This window comes from Streptomyces sp. NPDC041200, from assembly GCF_055591805.1.
The window spans coordinates 48,813-68,368 of sequence record NZ_JBVIZF010000034.1 but is presented as its reverse complement, the minus strand read 5'-3'; the positions used below and the strand labels follow the sequence as shown (position 1 = coordinate 68,368).

General features: G+C 71.7%; 14 protein-coding genes. 10 read left to right on the top strand and 4 right to left on the bottom strand.

The annotated features are described in order from the left end of the window. The first annotated feature begins 96 nt into the window (after window positions 1-96). From ACZ6CL_RS36780 to ACZ6CL_RS36760, 5 genes are all read left to right on the top strand, one after another. Entirely contained in the window at window positions 97-1,827 is a 1,731-nt protein-coding gene (locus ACZ6CL_RS36780) for a thiamine pyrophosphate-binding protein (protein WP_468944331.1), read from the top strand. 69 nt (window positions 1,828-1,896) lie between these two features. Beyond that, the gene (locus ACZ6CL_RS36775; protein ID WP_468944329.1) at window positions 1,897-3,225 is read left to right on the top strand and encodes an MFS transporter; all 1,329 of its coding nucleotides are present in this window, start codon (window positions 1,897-1,899) and stop codon (window positions 3,223-3,225) included. A gap of 5 nt (window positions 3,226-3,230) precedes the next feature. Next, window positions 3,231-3,941, top strand: a complete 711-nt coding sequence (locus ACZ6CL_RS36770; protein ID WP_468944327.1) for an aspartate/glutamate racemase family protein — start codon at window positions 3,231-3,233, stop codon at window positions 3,939-3,941. Window positions 3,942-3,943: 2 nt separating this feature from the next. After that, entirely contained in the window at window positions 3,944-4,897 is a 954-nt protein-coding gene (locus tag ACZ6CL_RS36765) for a LysR family transcriptional regulator (protein WP_468944324.1), read from the top strand. A 38-nt stretch (window positions 4,898-4,935) separates the two neighbouring features. Next, the gene (locus tag ACZ6CL_RS36760; protein ID WP_468944321.1) at window positions 4,936-6,201 is read left to right on the top strand and encodes a 2-oxoadipate dioxygenase/decarboxylase family protein; all 1,266 of its coding nucleotides are present in this window, start codon (window positions 4,936-4,938) and stop codon (window positions 6,199-6,201) included. Window positions 6,202-6,207: 6 nt separating this feature from the next. Here the strand turns inward: ACZ6CL_RS36760 and ACZ6CL_RS36755 are convergent, their stop codons facing one another. From ACZ6CL_RS36755 to ACZ6CL_RS36740, 4 genes are all read right to left on the bottom strand, one after another. Continuing rightward, window positions 6,208-7,413 (bottom strand): alpha/beta hydrolase, encoded by a 1,206-nt coding sequence (locus tag ACZ6CL_RS36755; RefSeq protein WP_468944318.1) that lies wholly within the window; start codon window positions 7,411-7,413, stop codon window positions 6,208-6,210. 145 nt (window positions 7,414-7,558) lie between these two features. Then, window positions 7,559-8,815, bottom strand: a complete 1,257-nt coding sequence (locus ACZ6CL_RS36750; RefSeq protein WP_468944315.1) for an alginate lyase family protein — start codon at window positions 8,813-8,815, stop codon at window positions 7,559-7,561. Beyond that, entirely contained in the window at window positions 8,812-12,180 is a 3,369-nt protein-coding gene (locus tag ACZ6CL_RS36745) for an alginate lyase family protein (RefSeq protein WP_468944312.1), read from the bottom strand. The genes ACZ6CL_RS36750 and ACZ6CL_RS36745 overlap by 4 nt, the downstream gene beginning before the upstream one ends. Then, on the bottom strand, window positions 12,177-13,703 hold the full coding sequence (locus tag ACZ6CL_RS36740) for a glycosyl hydrolase family 28 protein (protein WP_468944310.1): 1,527 nt from the start codon (window positions 13,701-13,703) through the stop codon (window positions 12,177-12,179). The genes ACZ6CL_RS36745 and ACZ6CL_RS36740 overlap by 4 nt, the downstream gene beginning before the upstream one ends. Window positions 13,704-13,920: 217 nt before the next feature. Here ACZ6CL_RS36740 and ACZ6CL_RS36735 point away from each other — a divergent pair, with 217 nt between their 5' ends. The 5 genes from ACZ6CL_RS36735 (at window position 13,921) to ACZ6CL_RS36715 (ending at window position 19,520) form a co-directional block, all read left to right on the top strand. Then, on the top strand, window positions 13,921-14,934 hold the full coding sequence (locus ACZ6CL_RS36735; RefSeq protein ID WP_468944307.1) for a hydroxyacid dehydrogenase: 1,014 nt from the start codon (window positions 13,921-13,923) through the stop codon (window positions 14,932-14,934). A 116-nt stretch (window positions 14,935-15,050) separates the two neighbouring features. Then, complete coding sequence (locus tag ACZ6CL_RS36730) at window positions 15,051-16,139, top strand: LacI family DNA-binding transcriptional regulator (RefSeq protein WP_468944305.1); 1,089 nt, start codon at window positions 15,051-15,053, stop codon at window positions 16,137-16,139. 233 nt (window positions 16,140-16,372) lie between these two features. Further along, window positions 16,373-17,713 carry an extracellular solute-binding protein gene (locus ACZ6CL_RS36725; RefSeq protein WP_468944303.1) on the top strand — a complete coding sequence of 447 codons (1,341 nt, stop codon included), beginning with the start codon at window positions 16,373-16,375 and terminating at the stop codon, window positions 17,711-17,713. An 8-nt stretch (window positions 17,714-17,721) separates the two neighbouring features. After that, complete coding sequence (locus tag ACZ6CL_RS36720; RefSeq protein ID WP_468944301.1) at window positions 17,722-18,606, top strand: carbohydrate ABC transporter permease; 885 nt, start codon at window positions 17,722-17,724, stop codon at window positions 18,604-18,606. After that, complete coding sequence (locus ACZ6CL_RS36715; RefSeq protein WP_468944298.1) at window positions 18,606-19,520, top strand: carbohydrate ABC transporter permease; 915 nt, start codon at window positions 18,606-18,608, stop codon at window positions 19,518-19,520. Before ACZ6CL_RS36720 ends, ACZ6CL_RS36715 begins: the two co-directional genes overlap by 1 nt. The last annotated feature ends 36 nt before the right edge of the window (window positions 19,521-19,556 follow it).

Sequence of the window (19,556 nt, the reverse complement as noted above, 5' to 3'; positions counted from 1 at the left end):
TCCCGGTTCACCGACCGGGCGCTCGAACGCGAAACCGCCGTTTTCTGAGCCGTCCTCTGAGCCGTCCTCCGAGCTGTCTTCCGAACGGAGCCCGCCATGGCTTGCGACACGAATCCGACCGGGGCCGAACTGCTCGTCGAAACACTCGTCCGGCACGGCGTCGACACCGTCTTCGGCGTCCCCGGCGACACCGGCGTCGTCCTGTACGACGTGTTCGCGCGGCACACCGACGCCCTGCGCCACGTGCTCGCCCGGGACGAACGCCACGCGGGCTACATGGCGGACGGATACGCCAGGACGCACCGGCGGATCGGCGTGTGCGAGGCCTCCAGTGGCGGTGGCGCCGTCTACCTGGCCGGTGGCCTGGGCGAGGCCCGCGCGTCCAGCGTGCCGGTCCTGGCCATCACCAGCGACATCCACCGGCGCAGCCGTGGCTCCGGCGCCATCACCGAGATCGACCAGGAAGCACTCTTCGGCGCCGTCACCAAGTGGTCCCGCACCGCCGAGCGCGCCGCGGACATTCCCGCGCTGGTCGCGGAGGCCGTCGCCACCGCCACCGGCGGCCGCCCCGGGCCAGTCGCGCTGATCTTCCCCGAGGACGTCCTGGAGGAACACGCGGCGGCCGCCGTCCCCGAGGGCGATCCGGCTCTTCCGGCGGCCCGCCCCGCCGCCTCCGAGTTCGCCGTCGCGGGCGTCGCCGCGGACCTGGCCCGCGCGGAGCGGCCCGTGATCTTCGCTGGCGGCGGTGTCCACGCCTCGGGCGCCTGGCGGGAACTGCTCGCGCTCGCCGAGCACGGCGCACTCCCGGTGGCCACCACGATCCACGGCAAGGGCGCGGTCCCGGAGGACCATCCACTCTCCCTCGGCGTGGCGGGCGGCAACGGCTGCCGCGGCTACGCCAACGACTACCTGGCCGGTGCCGATGCCGTACTCCTCGTGGGCAGCCGGGCCAACGCCACCGACACCAACGGCTACACCTCCCCGCCCCGGGACCCCGGTGTCCGGGTGGCGCAGATCGACACGGACGCCTCCCGCGCGGGCCGGAACTTCCCCGGCAGCGTGCCCCTCGTCGGCGACGCGGCGACCGTACTGGACCAGCTGCGCGAGCAGCTCCCGGCCGCCCCCGCCGCGTCCCGGGCGGCCCGGGAGGCGGGCATCGCCGCCGTACGGGACACCTGGGCGCGCACCGCCGCCGAGGAGCTGCCGGACCCGGGCGAGGGCCTGCTCCAGCCGCGCGAGGTGATCCGGGTCCTGCACCGGCTGTTCGGCCCGCGGGCCTGGGTGGTGGCCGACCCCGGCACACCCACGCCGAACCTCTCGGCGTACTGGGTGAGCGCGGGGGAGGGCTGGCGGGTGGTGATCCCCCGGGGCCACGGGCCGATGGGCTACGCGATCCCGGCGGCGATCGGCGTGGCCGTCGCCCACCCCGGCGAGCGGGTCCTGTGCGTGACCACCGAGGGCAGCCTCGCCATGGGCGTCGGCGACTGGGAGACCGCGGCCCGCCTCGCGCTCCCCATCACCTACGTCGTGCTGGACAACACCTCGATGGCCTGGATCAAAATGCTCCAGCACCTGTTCCTCGGACAGCGCTACTTCGGAGTGGACCCCGGGCCGATCGACCCGGTGCCGCTGGCCACCGGCATGGGCCTCCCCGGCGCCAAGGCCACCACGCTCGCCCAGCTGGAAGTGCTGGTCAAGGAATCCGCCGACCGCCAGGGACCGTCGGTCGTCCACGTCCCCGTCCCCGAGCACAAGGACGCGCCGCCGCCCGTCGCGCCCTGGGAGGCCGTGCTGACCGGACGGTCCGAAGGCCGCCCCGTCTACTGATGCCGCCGACCCCCTCTTCGCTCATCCGCCCACTTCACAGCCCCTGCAGGTTTCGGGAAGGATCCGCTCATGGAGGCTCACGCAACACTCTCCACGCCGCCTGACTCCGCCACCCCCGCGGTCGACCATCCGACCGCCATGCGGGCCGCCCGGGCGAGCTTCACCGGCACCGCCATCGAGTGGTACGACTACTTCCTCTACGGCAGCGCCGCCGCCGTGGTGTTCCCCAAGGTGTTCTTCTCCGACCTCGGCTCCACCGCGGGCACGCTGACCTCCCTGGCCACCTTCGGCGTGGCCTTCTTCTTCCGTCCCCTCGGCGGCGTCCTCTTCGGCCACTTCGGCGACCGGCTCAGCCGCAGGCAGGCCCTGGTGACCACGCTGCTGATCATGGGGCTGGGCACCTTCGCGATCGGTCTGCTGCCCACCGTCGGACAGGTCGGTGTCCTCGCCCCCGTCCTGCTGGTGTTCCTGCGCATGCTGCAGGGCATCGGCCTCGGCGGCGAATGGGGTGGCGCGGCGCTGCTCATCGTCGAAAGCGCCCCCACGAACCGCCGGGGGCTGTACGCGTCGGCCTGCCAGCTCGGCGTACCGGCCGGGCAGCTGGCCTCCGCGGGCATGGTGGCGCTGTTCTCCCTGCTGCCCGAGGACCAGTTCCTCAGCTGGGGCTGGCGAATCCCGTTCCTCCTCAGCGGCCTGCTCGTGGCCTTCGGCCTCTACCTGCGGAAACGGCTGCCGGAGCCGCCCGAGTTCCAGGCGCTGAAGGACGCGCGGAAGCGGCCCAAGCTGCCCATCGCGGAGGTGATGCGCCACGCCAAGAAGCAGACCCTCCTGCTGATCTTTGTACAGGCCGCGGCCACGATCGGCTACTACCTCTTCACCGTGTACTCGCTGTCCTACGTCGAAGGCGATCTGGGCCTGCCGCAGTCCTGGGCGCTGAGCGGGGTACTCATCGGTGCCGCGCTGCTGCTCCCGGCGATGCCGCTCTACGCCGCGCTGTCGGACCGGATCGGACGCCGGCCGGTGTACTTCGCGGGCACCCTGTTCATCGCCCTGTTCGCGGTCCCCTTCTTCTGGCTGCTGGACACGCGCAACCCGTATCTCATCGCGCTGGCGATCATCCTGGCGCTCGTGTTCGGCTACGGTCCCACCGGGGCGCTCAACAGTGTTCTGTACGCCGAGCAGTACCCCACGCGCTACCGCTACACCGGAGCCTCGGTGGCCTACCAGATGTCCAGCGTGGTCGCCGGAGCACCGGCGGCACTCGTCGCCGCCGCGCTGGTGTCCGCCACCGGATCGGGCATGGCAGTCTCCTGGTATGTGATCGGCGCGTCGGTCATCTCGTTGATCTGCGTGATCGCGCTCAAGGAGACCCACCGCACCGAACTGACGAAGGAGTAGAGACGATGGCGGACATCGGGATCGTCATGCTGGACAACCGGATTCCCCGCCCGGCCGGTGACGTGGGCAATCCCGCCAGCTTTGACTTCCCCGTCGCCATGGCGGTCGCCCCGGGGGCCGGCACCCGCCAGGTGGTGGAGCGCTCGGCCGAGGGCCTGCTGCCCGCGCTGACGGCCGCCGCCACCGGCCTCCAGGAGGCCGGTGCGGCCGCCGTGACCACCTGCTGCGGCTTCCTCGCCGTCCACCAGCCGGAACTCGCCGACGCCCTGCGGGTCCCGGTGGCCACCTCCAGCCTCCTCCAGGTCCCCTTGGTGCTCCAGACCCTGCGCCACGACCAGACGTGCTGTGTGCTCACGGTCAACGCGGCCACGCTCACCGACACCCATCTGCGAGCGGTCGGCGTCGGACCCGCCCTGCGCGACCGCGTCCGCCTCGCCGGTCTGGAACACACCGAACACCTCTTCCACGTGCTCACCGGCGACGACGAGCCACTCGACGTCCCGCGCGCGGAGGCGGAGGTGGTGGCCGTGGCACAGGCCGTGACCGGCGAGCACCCCGACGTCGGCGCGTTCGTCCTCGAATGCACCAACCTCCCGCCCTACTCCGCCGCCATCAAGGCCGCCACCGGCCGCCCCGTCTGGGACGCGCTCACCCTCATCCGCTGGCTGCACGGCGGGTGCGCGGGGGCGACGGCACCCGGGACACGATCATGCTGAACATGGTGCATCTGCAGACCCTCCAAGCGGTGCTCGGCACCGGCTCGCTCAGCGGGGCCGCCAAGGAACTCGGCTACACCACCTCGGCGGTGTCCCAGCAGATCGCCGCGCTGGAGAGGGCACTGGGCGTACGGCTCTTCGAACGCGGCCCGCGCAATCTGTGGCCGACCACGGCCGCCCTCCAGATGGGCCGCCACGCCGCCGCCCTGCTGTCCCGGCTGGAGGAGGCCGAGGAGGACATCCGCGGGTACGCCGACGGCAACCGGGGGCGGCTCAAAGTGGCCGCGTTCCCGACCGTGAGCGCCGGACTCCTGCCCAGGGCACTGCGACGACTGGTCGCCCGGCTCCCCGACGCCGAGATCACCCTGCAGAACGACGGCGACCCCACGGAGGTGGCCCTGGCCGTGTGTGAGGGCCGGGCCGACCTCGGCCTCGTCTACGCGTACGACCTCGTCCCCGAGACCTGGCCGGGCGAACTGACGCTCCGTCCGATCCTCGACGAGGAACTGATCGTCCTCTGCGGCCCGGAACAGCGCACCGCCGACGCGGACCACGTGGACCTGTGCGAGCTGTCCGGCGCCATCTGGGTCACCAACGAGGAGGGCACCGCCGCCCACCAGAACCTCCTGCGGCTCTGCGCCCAGTCCGGATTCCGCCCCGAAGTCCGCTTCACCAGCAACGACTACGACGTCATCCGCGGCATCGTGCGGGAGAACCTCGGCGTCGCGCTGGTCCCCGCGCTCTCCCTCGGCATCGACCGGGCCATCACGATGCGCCGCATGCGGACCCGCGGCCCGCGCCGCAAGGTCCTCGCCGTGCACCGCTTCACGGACCCCAATCCGCTGGTGCCCGCGGCCGTCGACGCCATCCGCGAGGCGGCGGAGGAGTTCGTGACCTGGACCACCGAGGCCTTCGGCGCCCGGGTCGACTCTCCCCTCGCCACAACCCCCGGCTGAGCCAGCGGACAGCCGAGCCACCCCGGACAAGGACCCCCATGAACGCGGTTCCCCCCTGGCAGCTACGGGCGCGATTCGCCCGCTCCCTCTCCGATCTGTACGGCCGCGAGGTGCCCGGCCACACCACGCTCGTGGACATGACCGCGCGGGTCAACGCCGATGTACTGGGCCGGGACGGCGCCACGGCACAGCGGCTGGGCGGCATCGAGCGGGTGACCGCCGAGCGGCACGCCGCCGTCGGGGTCGGCACGCCCGCCGAACTGCGCCGGGCGGGCCAGATCTTCGCCGCCCTCGGGATGCACCCGGTCGGCTTCTACGGCGCGCAAGACATGGACGACCCCGGGGGCGCGTACGGCCCGGGGGACGCGGCCACCCGTCCCATCCCGGTCGTCTCGACCGCGTTCCGGCCGGTGGACCCCGCGGAACTGGCCCGCGACGCCTTCCGGGTGTGCACCTCCGTGCCGGTCCCCGGCGACTGCCGCTTCCCCACCGCCGAAGTCCGCCAGCACATCTTCCCGCCGGAACTGCTCGGCCTCGCCGAGCGTGCCGAGGCCGAGCAGGGGCTGCCGCCCGAGGACGCGCGGCGGTTCATCGAACTCGCAACCGCCGCCTTCCCGCCGACTCACCTCGACCACCTCACACCCCGGGTCCTCGATCTCGAAGAGCTGCACCGGCGCATGGCGGAACGCGGCGTCGCGGTCGCCGACGAGGTCCAAGGCCCGCCCCACTGGGACGGCCCGGACATCCTGCTGCGCCGAACCTCCTTCGGCCCGCGGTGCGCGGCGGAGGCCCGTGGCATCGCGCTCACCCCCGCCGGTCGGGCCCGCTACGACGCGATGACGGCCGAGACGGACCGCTTGCTCGCCATCGACCCGGTGCTCACCCGCCAGGAGGCCGCCGCCAAGATCTGGGCCATGTGCCTGCCCGCCACGGAGGCCGGACTCGCCCGGCAGGACCTCGCGTACTTCACCTACCACGCCACCGACCCCGCAACCCGCCGCCGCGACGGTCTGGGGCCGCCCGCCGGGCTGGCCGGGCTGCTCCACGGCGGCTGGATCACCGCGGAGCCGATCGTCCACGAGGACGTCCTGCCCCGGCCGGTGGCCGATCCCGGTACGGCTGAGCCGACCCTCGGCGCCGACTGGCTGGCCGGAGTACTGGAGCGCCCCGTACACGACCCCGCCGAGCACTACGCCCGGCAGCGTCGGGACTCCCTGGACGAGGCGGCGCGAGCCCTCGGCATCGCCCCCATCGCGCCTTTCACCGCCCCGGCCGACCCCGATGACACCGATGCCGCCGGTTGAGAGCGCTCAGGCGCGGGAGGACGTGCCGTTCAGGAAGCGCAGGAGCAGATTGCGGCCGACCGCGCCGGCGATGCTGTGGTACGTGTCGTCGAAGGCGTGGTCGCTGTAGGGGATGGCGTTGAACTCGGCGTCGTCATGGGCCCGGCGCAGCTGGTCGGCGAGCCCGCGGACCCGGGACTGCCGGATGAGGTGGTCCGAGGCGCCGGTGATCAGGAGGGACGGCATCAGACCGGGGCGGACGCGGCTGGTGGCGGAGGCGTAGCGGTAACGCTCGGGGTACTGGGCGGGGGTGCCGCCGGTGTAGGCCTCGGTGATCTCGCGTCCGAAGCCCATGAGGCCGTTGTCCTGCCAGGTGCCCTTGAGGTCCGAGGCGGGGTAGAACCCGGCGACGGCCACCGGCGGGTCGGGCAGCCGTTCCGTGCAGCTGCTGGCGATACGGCCGGTCTTCAGCCCGTACGCGACGTTCAGCGCGAGGCTCCCGCCCGCGGAGCCTCCCACCAGCACGGTGCGGGAGGTGTCGACGCCGTACGGGCGGGCCTGCCTGGCGAGCCGGGACATGGCGCAGACGACGTCGTCGGAGGCGTCCTTCCAGCGCGGTGGCGGAGTGAGCCGGTAGTCGATGGACAGCACGGGGTAGCCGTGGTTCGCCAGCCAGCGGTAGTCGCCCTCCCGCTGGTCCCGGCTGCCGGTGGCGAATCCGCCGCCGTGGATCCAGATCACCATGGGCTTGTCGCCCTGGCGCTGTGCCGTGCGCGGTGCCCACAGCCCGGCCCTGAGCGTCCGGCCCTCGACACGGTCGTAGGCGATCACGTGGTCCGGCGGCGCCGTGGGCTGGTCCACGGCCAGGACGTCGGCGGCGGACAGCGGCACGTTCTGCGCGTGGGCGTAGAGCAGCTGCGTGATCAGCACGGTGGCCGCGCCGATGGCGGTGACCGCCGAGGTGACCGTGGTCCACACCGCCGTCCTGCGCCGTCCGCGCTTCCACGCCACCACCGCGCCCGCGGCGATGGCCAGGCCGAAGACGACGTACCACAGGGGCCGGGGCCCGACCCAGGTGGTCGCGTAGTACCCGAGCACGGGGATGGCCGGGATGACCGCACCGAGTGTGATGAGTGCCACCAGCCCCGAGACCACCAGCCCCAGGCCGAGAGCTGCGCGGCGCGCCCAGCGGGGCAGGGCGCTGGGCGGGGGGATGCGGACACGGGCGTTCATGTCGGGCCGTTCTCCTGTTCGCTGTCGTCGGATGTGGCTCAGGCGCCGTCAGCAGTGAGGAGGGCCCAGCTCGGGAACTCAGGGTAGCCACGAGGTGAACCGGCCCGGCCACGCGGGTCCGCCGGGCCGGTTCCGGCGCGCGTGGCTACTTGGCGTACAGCAGGGTGCCGAAGCCGGTCTGGTCGAAGCCGCCGCTGGTCGAGCCGTAGTCACCGCCGCCGCCCTCGGGCCGGACGCTCTCGGCGATGGCCTCGATGTACGGCACGTCCAGGCCCCGCCGACGGCCGTAGTGGTAGTACAGGAGGTCCCAGACCGGCCGGACCTGGCCGCGGCTCGCGGCGGAGATCACGGTGTGCGACCGCTGGGCGCAGTTCTGGCCGGTGCCCCAGGTGTAGGTGGTGAAGGGCACATCGTGGCCGAGGTTGTACTTGGCGACGTACTGGGCGGCCTTCATGAAGCGGTTGCCGTCGTGGCCGTACAGGTCCTCGCCCTGGGACCAGGCCATTTCGCAGAAGGCGCCCATCTGGCCCATGCCCATCATGGTGTGGCCCTGGTCCCGGCCGGATTCCTGCCACTGGCCGAGGGCGTAGCCGTCGACGTTGTCGTACAGGAACGGGACGGCGTGGCGGAGGGAGCCGTTGCCCGCGCCGCTCTTGAAGTAGGTGACCGCCTGGTCGTACTTCGCGGCGTCGTCGCACAGGATCCCGATGGCGAGGATCGAGTTCATGGTGCACAGGTCCCAGTTGGCCCAGTAGTTGGTGACGCAGGCGTCGTTGTGCTGGTTGAGGAACTGGTTGTTGAGCGGGTAGAAGACGTTTCGCATCATCGTCTGGAAGCGGGCGAGGTCGAATCCGCTGTAGCCGCGCATGAGTTCGGCGGCGTTGGCGAACTGGTAGCCGTAAAGCCCGGCGGCCAGGAAGCGGTCCGCGTTGCCGGTGAGCGTGGTGAGGGTGGCCGACCAGCCGTTGAGGATTTTGACGGCGGTGTCTGCGTTCGCGGTGCTGCCCGAGATCTTCCAGCGCAGGGCGTTCTGGTAGGCGGCGTGGATGTCGTTGTAGAGGATGCCGTAGTTCTCGCCGGTCCCGCCGCGGATGATGGTCTTCTGCGGGTTGGGGCTCCAGGTGCTCGCGGAGTGGCGGTTGGCGGTCAGGCGGTTCCACCCGGACAGCCACGGTTCGGTACCGGCGGCGACCCGCACCTTGGCGCGGTTGAGTTCTCCGTAGGCGTGCAGCATGCCCGGGTGGGTGAAGGCGGCGGGCGCGGCATCCGCGCTGCCGCCGGTGGCGGCGGCCGCTCCGGCGCCGACGGCGAGGGCCGCGGTGAGGCCGCCCGCGGACCGCAGCAGGGTGCGGCGGGTCGGCCGGTGCGCGGGCGGGGGCGTGGGGGTGTGTTCGCGGTTCATCGTGGGGTCTCTCCGCTCTGTGCGGGGGTGATGTGCACGCGGTCGAACCGCGTGGTGGTGCGGGTCAGCGGGTCGCGGGAGCAGACCACGAGGCCCACGTGGTACGGGGCGTCACCGAAGCCGGGGACGGTGCCCTCGGCGAGGGGAACCCAGGTGGCGCCGTCGTCGGTGGACGCGGCCGCGGCGAAGACGGTCCCGGTGCGCCTCAGCCGCAGCAGACAGGGCAGGGCGAGGCGGTCGGTTCCGGTGGCGGCGGACGCGCCTGTGAAGGCTGACGGGCCCGCGACCACCGGGCGCAGCATCAGCCGCGCGGTGGTCCCGCCCGTGACGATCGCCCCGGCCGCCTGGTCGAACGGCGACAGGGACTTGGACATCAGCAGCCCCACCCGGTCGGTGTCCGTGGCACCGGCCCGCGAGACGAGCCGGGCGGTGATCTCGCAGTCGCCGCTGATGGGCCGGTGCGCGAACTGTCCCGTCATCCCCTGCCCGTTGACGGAGAGGTCGGCCCCGGCGCCGCGCACGGTGAACGTCCCCGCGTCGTACGCGGTGCTCCCGGGGGTATGGACGGCCACCACGCCGTACGTCCCGAAGGCGCGCTCGTCGAGGACCGTGTCGCCGAGGTCGCCGTACGACCAGGGCGCGGGCGGCGGTGTGCCGACGTCAAGGGTCAGGGTGCCGGTGGCGGTGCCGGACGCGTTGGCCGCGCCGGTGGTGAGCGTGAAGGTGCCGGTCGCCGAGGGCCGGCCGGAGATCAGCCCGGTACGTTCGTCGACGCGCAAGCCCCCGGGCAGGCCGGTCGCGGTGAACCGCACCGGCTCGTGCGTGGCGCGGACGAGATGGCGGAACGGGACACCGACGTTCGCGAACACGGCATCGGCTGAGGTGAGCCGGGGCACCGCGGGGGTCGGCATGCGCGCGCTCACGGACGACGAGCGCGGCCCGTGCCCACCGCGGTTTGTCTTCGCGACGGCGTAGTGGTACGTCCGCCCGGGTGTCCCGGTGGCATCCGGGTACCGGAGGCGGGTGCCGAAGCCGACCGGGCCGACACCGTTGGCGACGGTCTCGTACGGGCCGTGGGCGCGCCCGGCCCGCAGCACCGTGTACCGGGCGGCGGGATCCGGATCGGTCCAGGCCAGCTCGATGGCGTCGGCCCCGGTCCGCGCCCGTAGCCCGGTGGCGGTGCCCTCGGGGCGGGGCACGGTCCACAGCGGTCCGGCCGGGGAGGCCACGGTGACGTTGTCGAAGGCGCCGGTACCCGTCTCGGCGTACGCCGCCTCGGCGCCCAGGCACGAGGTCAGGGTGAGGCCCGCGTACGTGGTGTGCCCGAGCCGGACCTCGGCGGAGCCCACCTCGGTCCACCGGACGCCGTCCGGGGAGATGGCGCCGGTGCAGCGGCCGCCCCGGCGGGTCACCCGCACCCAGTACGGGGCCCGCAGCCGGTAGCCGTCGCCCGCGCCTTCGACGCAGGGGGCCTCCAGTGGTGTGGCCGACGTGGGCAGGGCGCCGAGGTCGGAGATCGGGAACGCCGCGGCGGTGGTGATCGCCTGCCGCTGGGACGGCGGTACGGGGGTGCTGCCGGTGGCCGAGACGGGAGCCCCGGCCGAGGGGCGTACGGTCCACACACCGCTCCAGGTGTGCAGCGGCAGCCCCTGGATCAGCATCGAGGCGTGCGGGGCGGCCGCGTCGAGGGATCCGCGGACCGTGACGCCGATCGTGGAGTACTGCGAGCTGAGCGGCCACACGATCCGCGCGGTGACCGTGCCGTCGCCGTGCAGTGGCAGATGCGCCAGGCGGCAGGTGTCCGGGGTGCCGCCCGCCTCCAGGACGAAGCGCCCACCGTCGAAGGTGGCGGAGCCCGGGCGGCGCGGTGCGCCCACGTCGTGTGTCGCCCATGGACCGGGAAGCCCGGCCGTCGCCGCCACCCAGCCGGAACTGTCGCTCACACCAAGGGAGTTGGCCGCTTCGACCGTGTAGTAGTAGGTCCGCCCGGTGCGCGGGGCGCGGTCCGTGTACGCGGGTGTCCCGACCCCGGAGGCGATCCGCTCGTACGGCCCGTCGGGGCCGGTGGCGCGCCGGACCGTGTAGCCGGTCGCCCATGCGGACGGCAGCCAGGTCAGGGTGACGGTGCGGCGGGCGCCGGTCGCGGTGAGCCCGGCGGGCGCCGTCGGCGCGGCGGGGGAGGCCTTCGCCCCGGCGTAGGTGAGCGTGCCCCAGCCCGGCAGGTCGTCGTTGCCGCCCTCAATGGCGCGGGCGCCGCCGGTGCCGCGGAAGACGGCGCGCTCGGTGTGCGGGGTGGCGAGGCCGCGTACGCCCGCGTAGTGCGCGTACGCCATCTCATAGACGGGTGGCAGGGTGCCGCGCGCCTTGTCCGACACCGACGTCTTGAGGTACTTGCCGGTGCGGTCCAGGTCGGGGGAGAAGGGGACGTCGCCGCCGAGGTTGTAGCGGGCGGCGTACTCGACGTTGGTCAGGATCCGGTTGCCGTCGAAGCCCCACAGGTCGACACCCTGGTTCCAGGCCACCTGGGCGGCGTCGCCGAGAAGGCCGACCGCGAGCTGCTCATGGCCCTGGTCACGGCCGCTCTCCTGGCCCTGGCCCGCGTCGGTGACGATGCGGTGCCGGACGCTGCCGTTGCCCGCACCGGCCGTGGCGAACCGCAGCGCGTCCTCGAAGAGGGTGGGCTCCTCGCAGAACACCCCGATGGCCAGGACGGTCTGGATCGCCGTGAGGTCCCAGTTGCCGTTGGCGTAGAGCATGTAGCCGGACACCGCCGGATACCAGACGCGCAGAAAGGACTCCTCGCAGCGCGCGATGGCGGCCGGGTCCCACTCGTCGTAGCCGCTGTGCCGCAGCAGCTCGGCCGCGTTGACGAACAGGAAGGCCTGCAGCCCGGCGCCGAGCGGTCCGTCCGCTCCGGTGATGGCGGTGAGCGACGCCGACCAGGCGTCCAGGATGGCGCGGGCCTTGTCGGCGTGGGCGCGGTCGCCGGTGACACACCACATCAGGGCGTTCTGGTAGGCGGCGGCGGAGTCGGCGACGGCCTCTTTCATGAACCGGGCCGGACCGCGGCCCCAGGAGGTGATCTGGCCGGTGTTCCGCACGGTGTAGGCGGATGACGAGCGGGGGTGCGCCGCGAGCGCCGAAAAGGCCTCGCGGACCGGGGAATCCCCGGCGGCGACCGCGGCCTTCATCCGGGCCAGGTCGGCGGCGCTGTGCAGCAGCCCGGGGTGGGTGAAGGTCCGGTGTCCGGTGTTACGGCCCGGCTGCGCGGCCGCGGGCCCGGCCAGGGCGCTCGCGCCCGGCGCCAGCAGCAGGGCCGCGGCGCCGCCGAGGAAGCCCCGGCGGCCCGGTGCCGGGGCCGTCATGACGCGGCGGCCTCGGCCGTGGTGAGGAACCTGAGGTTCGTCACATGCTCGTTGACGTGCATGGGGACGAAGTCCGCGGCCAGGTACCAGGTCGGCTTCTTCATGCTGTCGGCGATGACCGTGCCGCCCACCACGAGGTTCTCGAAGGTCACGTCTCTGATGGCGTGCTCGGCGTCGTAACCGAGCAGCAGGCACGGGCTGCCGTGGGTGCCGGAGTAGCTGAGGTCCTTGACGTACACGTCCTCGATGCCGCGTCCGACCGAGGTGTTGTACTTCGCGTTGTACATGACCCGCATATGGATGAGCTGGCCCTGCCGGAAGTCCTCGACGCGGACGCCGTCGACGCGCACGTTCCTGATGAGGTTGCTGTCGCCCGGGTTGAGCGCGATACAGCCCTGGTAGCCCGTCTGGGGTTCGCGGTGGTCGAGGATGTCGAGATTGCTGAAGGTCAGGTTCTCCAGGACCTCGGGGGCGTCGGTGTTGCCGTGGGTGCCCACGTTGATGGGATGGGCGACGTCCGCCCACAGGGTGGAGTTCTTGACGGTGATGTCGCGGGTGTCGCCGTAGTAGTCCCAGCGGTGGGCGTAGATCGCCACGCAGTCGTCGGCGTTGCGCATGAAGACCCCGTCGATCGTCACATCGGAGCTGGAGAAGACGTCGATGCCGTCGCCGTTGCCCTTGGAGCTGAAGGCGGCCATGCCGCTGAGGGTGATGTGCTCGGACTCGCCGATGGTGACGGCGTATCCGCCCGGGTTGAGCATCGTCACGGCGCCGATGGAGATGTTCCGGGAACCCTCGATGGTGACGCCGCCCCCGGGCGCCGCGTGGATGACACCACGCCCGGTGAGCCCCGCGTTCTCGGCGTCCTTGAAGATCACCCGGGACTTCAGGACGGCACCGCCGTCCAGGTGCACGGTCTTGCCGGACGGCACGGTCAGGGTGCCTCCCGGGGTGGTGTGCACCCCCGGGCCGAAGTGGATGACGTCCGGATCGTCCGGGGCGGGGCGGTCCGTCTCCAGGGGGCGGGCGAGCAGATGCAGACAGTCGAAGATCCGGTCGTCGGCCTGGACGACGATGTTGCGCGGCCCGGTGAGTGTGAACCGGGCCGTGTTGCCGCGCACCTCGGGGGTGATGCCGTACGAGTCGGGCCGTATCCGCACCGTCTCGACGCCGCCCTTGAGGCAGGTCACCTCGACCTCCACGCTGCCCGAGAAGTCGAAGTACGCGAGCGTCGAGTTCTGCTGCCGACCGCTGCCGGTGGTGGTGTCGACCAGGTTCAGCGTGGCCAGATAGGTGTCGATCCGGTGCCAACGGCCGCCCCGCTTGCGGACCTTGACGGTGTAGCTGTCGGTCTTCACCGGGGCTCCCGCCGGTACCGGGTAGATGACGAGCCGTGCCGCGCCACCGGCTTCCCCGGCCTCACCGGCCCGGGCGGCCGTGGCAGAGGTGCCGGTCAGGCCCGCCGCGAGCGCGGTGGCGCCCGCGGCCTGAAGGGTGGCGCGACGGGACAAGGGTGGGTTCATGGCGGACTCCCTGCGCAGTGGGGGATGGAAACCGGTTACTGCGACCAAGTGGCCAGAGCTTCTGCCGTTCCGGAAACGGCGTCAAGGGGCTGAGCACACTTTCGAAAGGACCGGATGTGCCGCAGCGGTGCGGCATGGCGATTGACCCGCCCCCGCGTCAGATCTACGTTAGGGGACGCTTTCTGAAACCGTTTTCCGCCGGCCTATCAGGAGAGTCATGCTCAGTGCCCAGCCACCGAGAGCCGTGTTCGCGATGGACCCGGTGCACCTCCCCCTGCTCTTCCCGCCGCCCCTCATGGAACGGCTCCGGCAGCTGGCCGAGATCGACACCGCCCTGGTCGTACGGGACCTCGCCGACCCCGCCGCCGCCCCCGCGCTGGCCCGGGCCGAGGTGCTGATCACCGGCTGGGGCTGCCCCCGCCTCGACGCGAACGCCTTGGTCGCGGCACCCCGGTTGCGCACCGTCCTGCACGCCGCGGGCTCCGTGCGCTCACTGATCGGCGACGCCCTGTGGGGCGGCGGAGTCACCGTGTCCAGCGCGGTGACCGGCAACGCGCTGCCGGTCGCGGAGTACACCCTCGCGGTGATCCTGCTCGCGGGCAAGGACACCTTCGCCCACCGTGAACGCTTCCGGGACACCCACACCCATCCGTCCCCCGCCGAGACCGCGGCCACCGGCAACCTCGGCCGCCGGGTCGGTGTCATCGGCGCCTCACGAGTGGGCCGCCGACTGCTGGAACTGCTGCGGCCGTTCGACTTCGCCGTCTCGCTGTACGACCCCTACGTGGACACCGCCGAAGCCGCGGCCCTCGGCGCCGAACTGCTGCCGCTGGACGATCTGCTGCGGCGCAGCGACATCGTGAGCCTGCACGCCCCCGACATCCCCGAGACCCACCGGATGCTGGACCGCGCGCGGCTCGCCCTCATCAGGGACGGCGGCGTGCTGATCAACACCTCCCGGGGCGCGCTGGTCGACACCCGGGCCCTCACCGACGAGCTGGTCGCGGGCCGCCTGAGCGCGGTGCTGGATGTCACCGACCCCGAACCGCTGCCCGCCGGGTCCCCGCTGTACACGCTCCCCAACGTCTTCCTCACCCCGCACATCGCCGGTTCGCTCGGCAATGAGCTGGCCCGCCTCGGCCGCGTCGTCACCGAGGAGCTGGAACGCGTCGTGAGGGGAGTGCCGTTGGCCCACGAGGTACGGCACGCGGATATGGCCCGCGTCGCCTGACGGCCGCCCCGGCGGCCCGCCACCGCTGAGTAACGATGGGATACGGTTTCCGCACCGGCGCGGGGCGGGTCCCGGCCCGTCCGACGGGACGTCGCTACGGTGAAGGAGCCACTACAGTGAGCGAGCGCAAGGCGTCGGGTGGCACCGGACGGGCCACCATTCGCGACGTGGCGGAGCGCTCGGGCGTCTCCGTCGCCAGCGTCTCGCGCGTCCTGTCCGGCAACTATCCGGTGTCGGACGAGCTGCGCCGCCGGGTGATGAAGGTCGTCCGGGACCTGGACTACGTCACCAACGCGCACGCCCGCTCACTGGCCGGGGGCGGCACGCCCACCGTGGCCATCCTCATCAACAACATCACCGGTGCCGCCTTCGCCCACGTGGCCAAGGGAGTCGAGGGCGCGGCCACGCTGCGCGGCTGGCTCTCGCTGGTCGGCACCACAGGGGACGATCCGGAGCGGGAACTCGCGCTGGTGAACCTCATGCGCCAGCAGGGCGTCGCCGCGGTGGTCCTGCTCGGCGGCGCCTACGACGTCGACGAGTACCAGCTGAGGATGGCCCGGTTCGCCCGCTCGCTCGACGCGGCCGGATCGCGCCTCGTCCTGGTCGGCAGGCCGCCGCTGGAGGGGGACGTGGCGGCCACCACGGTCGACTACGACAACGAGGGCGGCGCCTACGCCATGGCCAGCCATCTGCTCTCCGCAGGACACCGCCGCGTCCTCGTGCTCCCGGGGCCCGCCGAACTCACCACGGCCCAGGGCCGGTTGAGGGGCGCCCGGCGGGCCTTCGAGGCGTACGGCGTCCCGTTCGACCCGGACACGGTGCTCCACGGCCCGTACGACTACGGCCACGGGTACGAGGCGGTCGAGGAGAGCCTGCGCCGCGAGCTGGACTTCACGGCGGTGCTGGCGGGGACCGATGTGGTCGCGGCGGGGGCCATGCAGGCACTGCGCGCCGCCGGGCTGAGGGTGCCCGAGGACGTCTCGATCGTCGGCTACGACGACATTCCGCTGGCCTCTCAGCTCACCCCGCAGCTGACGACCGTTCATGTGCCGTACGAAGAGATGGGGCGGGCCGCGCTGCGCGCGGTGGCCGACCGGCGCGAGGGCGGCGCGGGCCGCCGTGCGGGGGGCGACGGTGACCACTTGGTGCTGGGCACCCATGTCGTCGTACGGAACTCCGTGCGGCCGCCGGTCCGCCGTTCCTGACCCCCACATCCTGATTGCCGCGATCCTGACCACCGCGGCGCATCACCGTCGTAACCGGTTTCCGTAACTCATCGCGTCCCGCCCCTTGTCGAGTGCGGACCAACCGGCCTACCGTCCACAGCAACCGGTTACTACCGCTTTCGCTTATCCGGCCTCCGTCCGCCGTTCCCGGCCACCACCGAGCCGCCGTCCTCGCGTTCCAGGAACGCCAACATCCGAAGGATCACGGTCAGATGGACTTCACCCTGCCCCGGAGAAGGTTCGCCCGCGCCGCCGTCGCGGGTCTCGCGCTGACGGGTCTGCTCTCCGCCTGCGGCGGATCCGGCTCCGGGGGCCCCGGGTCCTCCGGGAACTCCGGCCCGGTCACCCTCCCGTTCTGGGGCTGGGCGAACGGCCACGAGGCCGTCGTCAAGGCGTTCAACGCGAGCCACCGGGACATCAAGCTCAAGTACACCAAGGTCACCGACCAGTTGACGATGCAGAAGCAGCTGACCAACGCCGTCAAGGCGGGCAAGGCCCCCTGTCTGGTGCAGAACACGGCCGAATACGTGACCACCCTGGTCTCCCAGGGTGTGCTCGCCGACATCACCCGCTACGTCGGGCCGGCGAGGAAGAAGTTCAACGCCGGTGCGTGGACGGGGGCCGGGGTGCAGGGCAGGGTCTACGGCGTTCCCACCGGCTCCGCGCCCGCCTTCACCATCCTCCGCACCGATATCTTCCGGAAGTACGGTCTGAAGCCGCCCGCCACCTGGGACGCCTTCATCGCCGCCGGGAAGGTGCTGAAGAAGCACGGCATCCGCGTCACCAACTACGCGGGCGAGGACCCCAGCACGCTCGAAGTCCTCGCGATGCAGGCCGGGGCGCACTGGTACGCCATCGACGGCAACGCCTGGCGGGTGAACTTCCAGGACTCCGGCACCCTCAAGGCGGCGAAGGTGATCCAGCAGATCATCGACAACGATCTGAACTCCTCGCTCTCCTTCGCCGACTACGCGGCAGTGCAGCGCAACTACGACAACGGCCGCACCGCCACCCGGCAGATCTCCACCTGGCAGATGGCCGGCATGATCCAGAACTTCACCAAGTCGGGCGGCCAGTGGGCGCTGTCCCCGTGGCCCGCGTTCACCGGCGAGCCCGCCAAGACCCCGGCCGGGACCAACCAGAGCGGCGGGCTCACCCTGGTGACCAAGCAGTGTGAGCACCCGGAGCAGGCCGCGGAGGCGGCGCTGTGGATGTCCACCGACACCGGCGCCGTGTCCACCATGGCGAGCCCGGAGACCGGCAACGGCGTCATGCCCGCGCTGGCCGACAGCGCGTCGTACGCCGACAAGACGCTCTCCGCCAAGCTGCTCGGGGACAACTACGAGCCGGGCAAGAAGGTGGTCACCGCCAGCCTGAACACCGTCACCAAAGACTGGATCTTCGGCCCCAACTGGACCGCGATGTTCACCGAGCTGCAGACCGGCTGGGCCAAGGTCCTGACCAAGCGGCAGAAGGTCACCGACCTGCTGGCCCACATGCAGAAGTGGACGGTGGCAGACCTGAAGTCCCGCGGCATCAGCGTCAAGAACTGAGGGCCCGCATGATCCGCTCCCAGCGCTGGAAGGGGGCCGCCTTCACGCTGCCCTTCCAGCTCGGCTTCGTCTTCCTCTACCTCATCCCGATCGGTTACGCGGTCCACCAGTCCCTGTTCCGGGAGCAGCGGTCCGGACTCGGACTCGGGGGCGCCACGGTGACGTTCGCCGGGCTGGACAACTACCGGCACGGCCTGACCGACCCGGCGTTCATGGCGTCCGTCCTGCGAGTGGTCCTGTTCGCCTGCGTCCAGATCCCGGTGATGCTCGCCATCAGCCTGCTGCTCGCGCTGTGCCTGGACGCGCTCACCTCGCGCGCGGCCGGGCGGTTCCGGATGCTCCTGCTGGTCCCGTACATGATCCCCGGGGTGGTGGCCGCCCTCGTATGGATCAACCTCTACAGCCCCGATGTCGGCCCGCTGACCTCACTCGGCAGGTTCTTCGGGCTCTCCTGGAACTTCTTCGCGCCCTCGATGGTCTGGCCGTCCATCGGAAACCTGCTGACCTGGCACGGCACCGGCTACAACATGGTGATCATCTACGCGGCGCTCCAGGCGGTGCCACGCGAGCTGTTCGAGGCGGCGCGGCTGGACGGTGCCTCCGAGACGCGCGTCGCGCTGAGCGTCAAGGTCCCGCATGTGCGCGGAGCGCTGGTGCTGACCGGCATGCTCTCCATCATCCAGATGCTGCAGATCTTCAACGAGCCCGCGCTGTTCCGGAACGTCACGCCGCAGACGGTCAGCGACAGCTTCACCCCGATCATGATCGTCTACAACCAGGCGTTCAACGCGGGCGACTATCACTACGCCGCGGCGCTGTCGGTGCTGCTCGCCCTCGTCCTCGGTGTGGCCTCCTTCCTCTTCTACCGGCTGACCTCGAAGGAGACCGACTGATGCTGATGACGGAATCCGCCACCGAGCGGCCCCGGGCGCGTACCGTACGCCGCCTCGCCCGCCCCGACCGTGCCGCGCGCGGGCGGGGCGGCCAGCGCTTCCTGCTGCTCGGCCTGATCCTGGCCGGTGCGTACAGCCTCTTCCCGGTGTGGTGGCTGATCGTCGCCGCGACCAAGGACCGGACCGGGCTGTACCAGACCAGCGGTCTGTGGTTCTCGGGCCTGCACCTGTGGGACAACCTGCGTCAGCTGGTCACCTACGACGACGGCATCTTCCTGCGCTGGACCGCCAATTCGTTCCTGTACGCCGGAGTGGGATCGCTGGGCGGCACCCTGATCGCCCTCGCCACCGGATACGGCCTCGCCCGCTTCGACTTCCCCGGGCGCGGTGTGGTGTTCGCGTGCGTCGTGGGCTCCTTCCTGATCCCGATCGCCTTGCTCACCCTCCCGCTGTACCTGCTGTTCTCGACCATCGGGCTGGTCGACACCCCCTGGGCCATGCTCATCCCGTGTCTGATCAACCCGTTCAGCGTCTACCTGGCCAAGGTCTACACCGAGTCCACGGTCCCCTTCGAACTCCTGGAGGCGGCCCGCCTGGACGGCGCCGGGGAACTGCGGATCTTCTTCAGCATCGTGCTGCGGATGATGACCACCGGCGGCGCCACCGTGTTCCTGCTCGCCTTCGTCAACACCTGGAACGCCTTCTTCCTGCCGCTGACCGTGCTGCGCGGCGAGGAGAACTGGACCCTCAACCTGGGCCTGTACAACTGGAGCGGCAAACGGCTGGAGTCGGGCATCGATCTGACCAGTCTCGTCCTGACCGGCGCGCTGCTGTCGATCGTGCCGCTGGCCGTCATGATGACCGCGATGCGCCGCTACTGGCGGACCGGCGTCACCCTGGGGGCCCTCAAGTGACCCCGGCGCCCCGGCTGAGGTGTCCGCCCACCGGGG

Excerpts from the sequence above, each read along its gene's own strand:
- ACZ6CL_RS36770 (WP_468944327.1), top strand. The coding sequence starts at position 3,231 with ATGGCGGACATCGGGATCGTCATGCTGGACAACCGGATTCCCCGCCCG.
- ACZ6CL_RS36735 (WP_468944307.1), top strand. The coding sequence starts at position 13,921 with ATGCTCAGTGCCCAGCCACCGAGAGCCGTGTTCGCGATGGACCCGGTG.
- ACZ6CL_RS36780 (WP_468944331.1), top strand. The coding sequence starts at position 97 with ATGGCTTGCGACACGAATCCGACCGGGGCCGAACTGCTCGTCGAAACA.
- ACZ6CL_RS36765 (WP_468944324.1), top strand. The coding sequence starts at position 3,944 with ATGGTGCATCTGCAGACCCTCCAAGCGGTGCTCGGCACCGGCTCGCTC.
- ACZ6CL_RS36775 (WP_468944329.1), top strand. The coding sequence starts at position 1,897 with ATGGAGGCTCACGCAACACTCTCCACGCCGCCTGACTCCGCCACCCCC.
- ACZ6CL_RS36715 (WP_468944298.1), top strand. The coding sequence starts at position 18,606 with ATGCTGATGACGGAATCCGCCACCGAGCGGCCCCGGGCGCGTACCGTA.
- ACZ6CL_RS36745 (WP_468944312.1), bottom strand. The coding sequence starts at position 12,180 with ATGACGGCCCCGGCACCGGGCCGCCGGGGCTTCCTCGGCGGCGCCGCG.
- ACZ6CL_RS36755 (WP_468944318.1), bottom strand. The coding sequence starts at position 7,413 with ATGAACGCCCGTGTCCGCATCCCCCCGCCCAGCGCCCTGCCCCGCTGG.
- ACZ6CL_RS36725 (WP_468944303.1), top strand. The coding sequence starts at position 16,373 with ATGGACTTCACCCTGCCCCGGAGAAGGTTCGCCCGCGCCGCCGTCGCG.
- ACZ6CL_RS36740 (WP_468944310.1), bottom strand. The coding sequence starts at position 13,703 with ATGAACCCACCCTTGTCCCGTCGCGCCACCCTTCAGGCCGCGGGCGCC.
- ACZ6CL_RS36720 (WP_468944301.1), top strand. The coding sequence starts at position 17,722 with ATGATCCGCTCCCAGCGCTGGAAGGGGGCCGCCTTCACGCTGCCCTTC.
- ACZ6CL_RS36750 (WP_468944315.1), bottom strand. The coding sequence starts at position 8,815 with ATGAACCGCGAACACACCCCCACGCCCCCGCCCGCGCACCGGCCGACC.
- ACZ6CL_RS36760 (WP_468944321.1), top strand. The coding sequence starts at position 4,936 with ATGAACGCGGTTCCCCCCTGGCAGCTACGGGCGCGATTCGCCCGCTCC.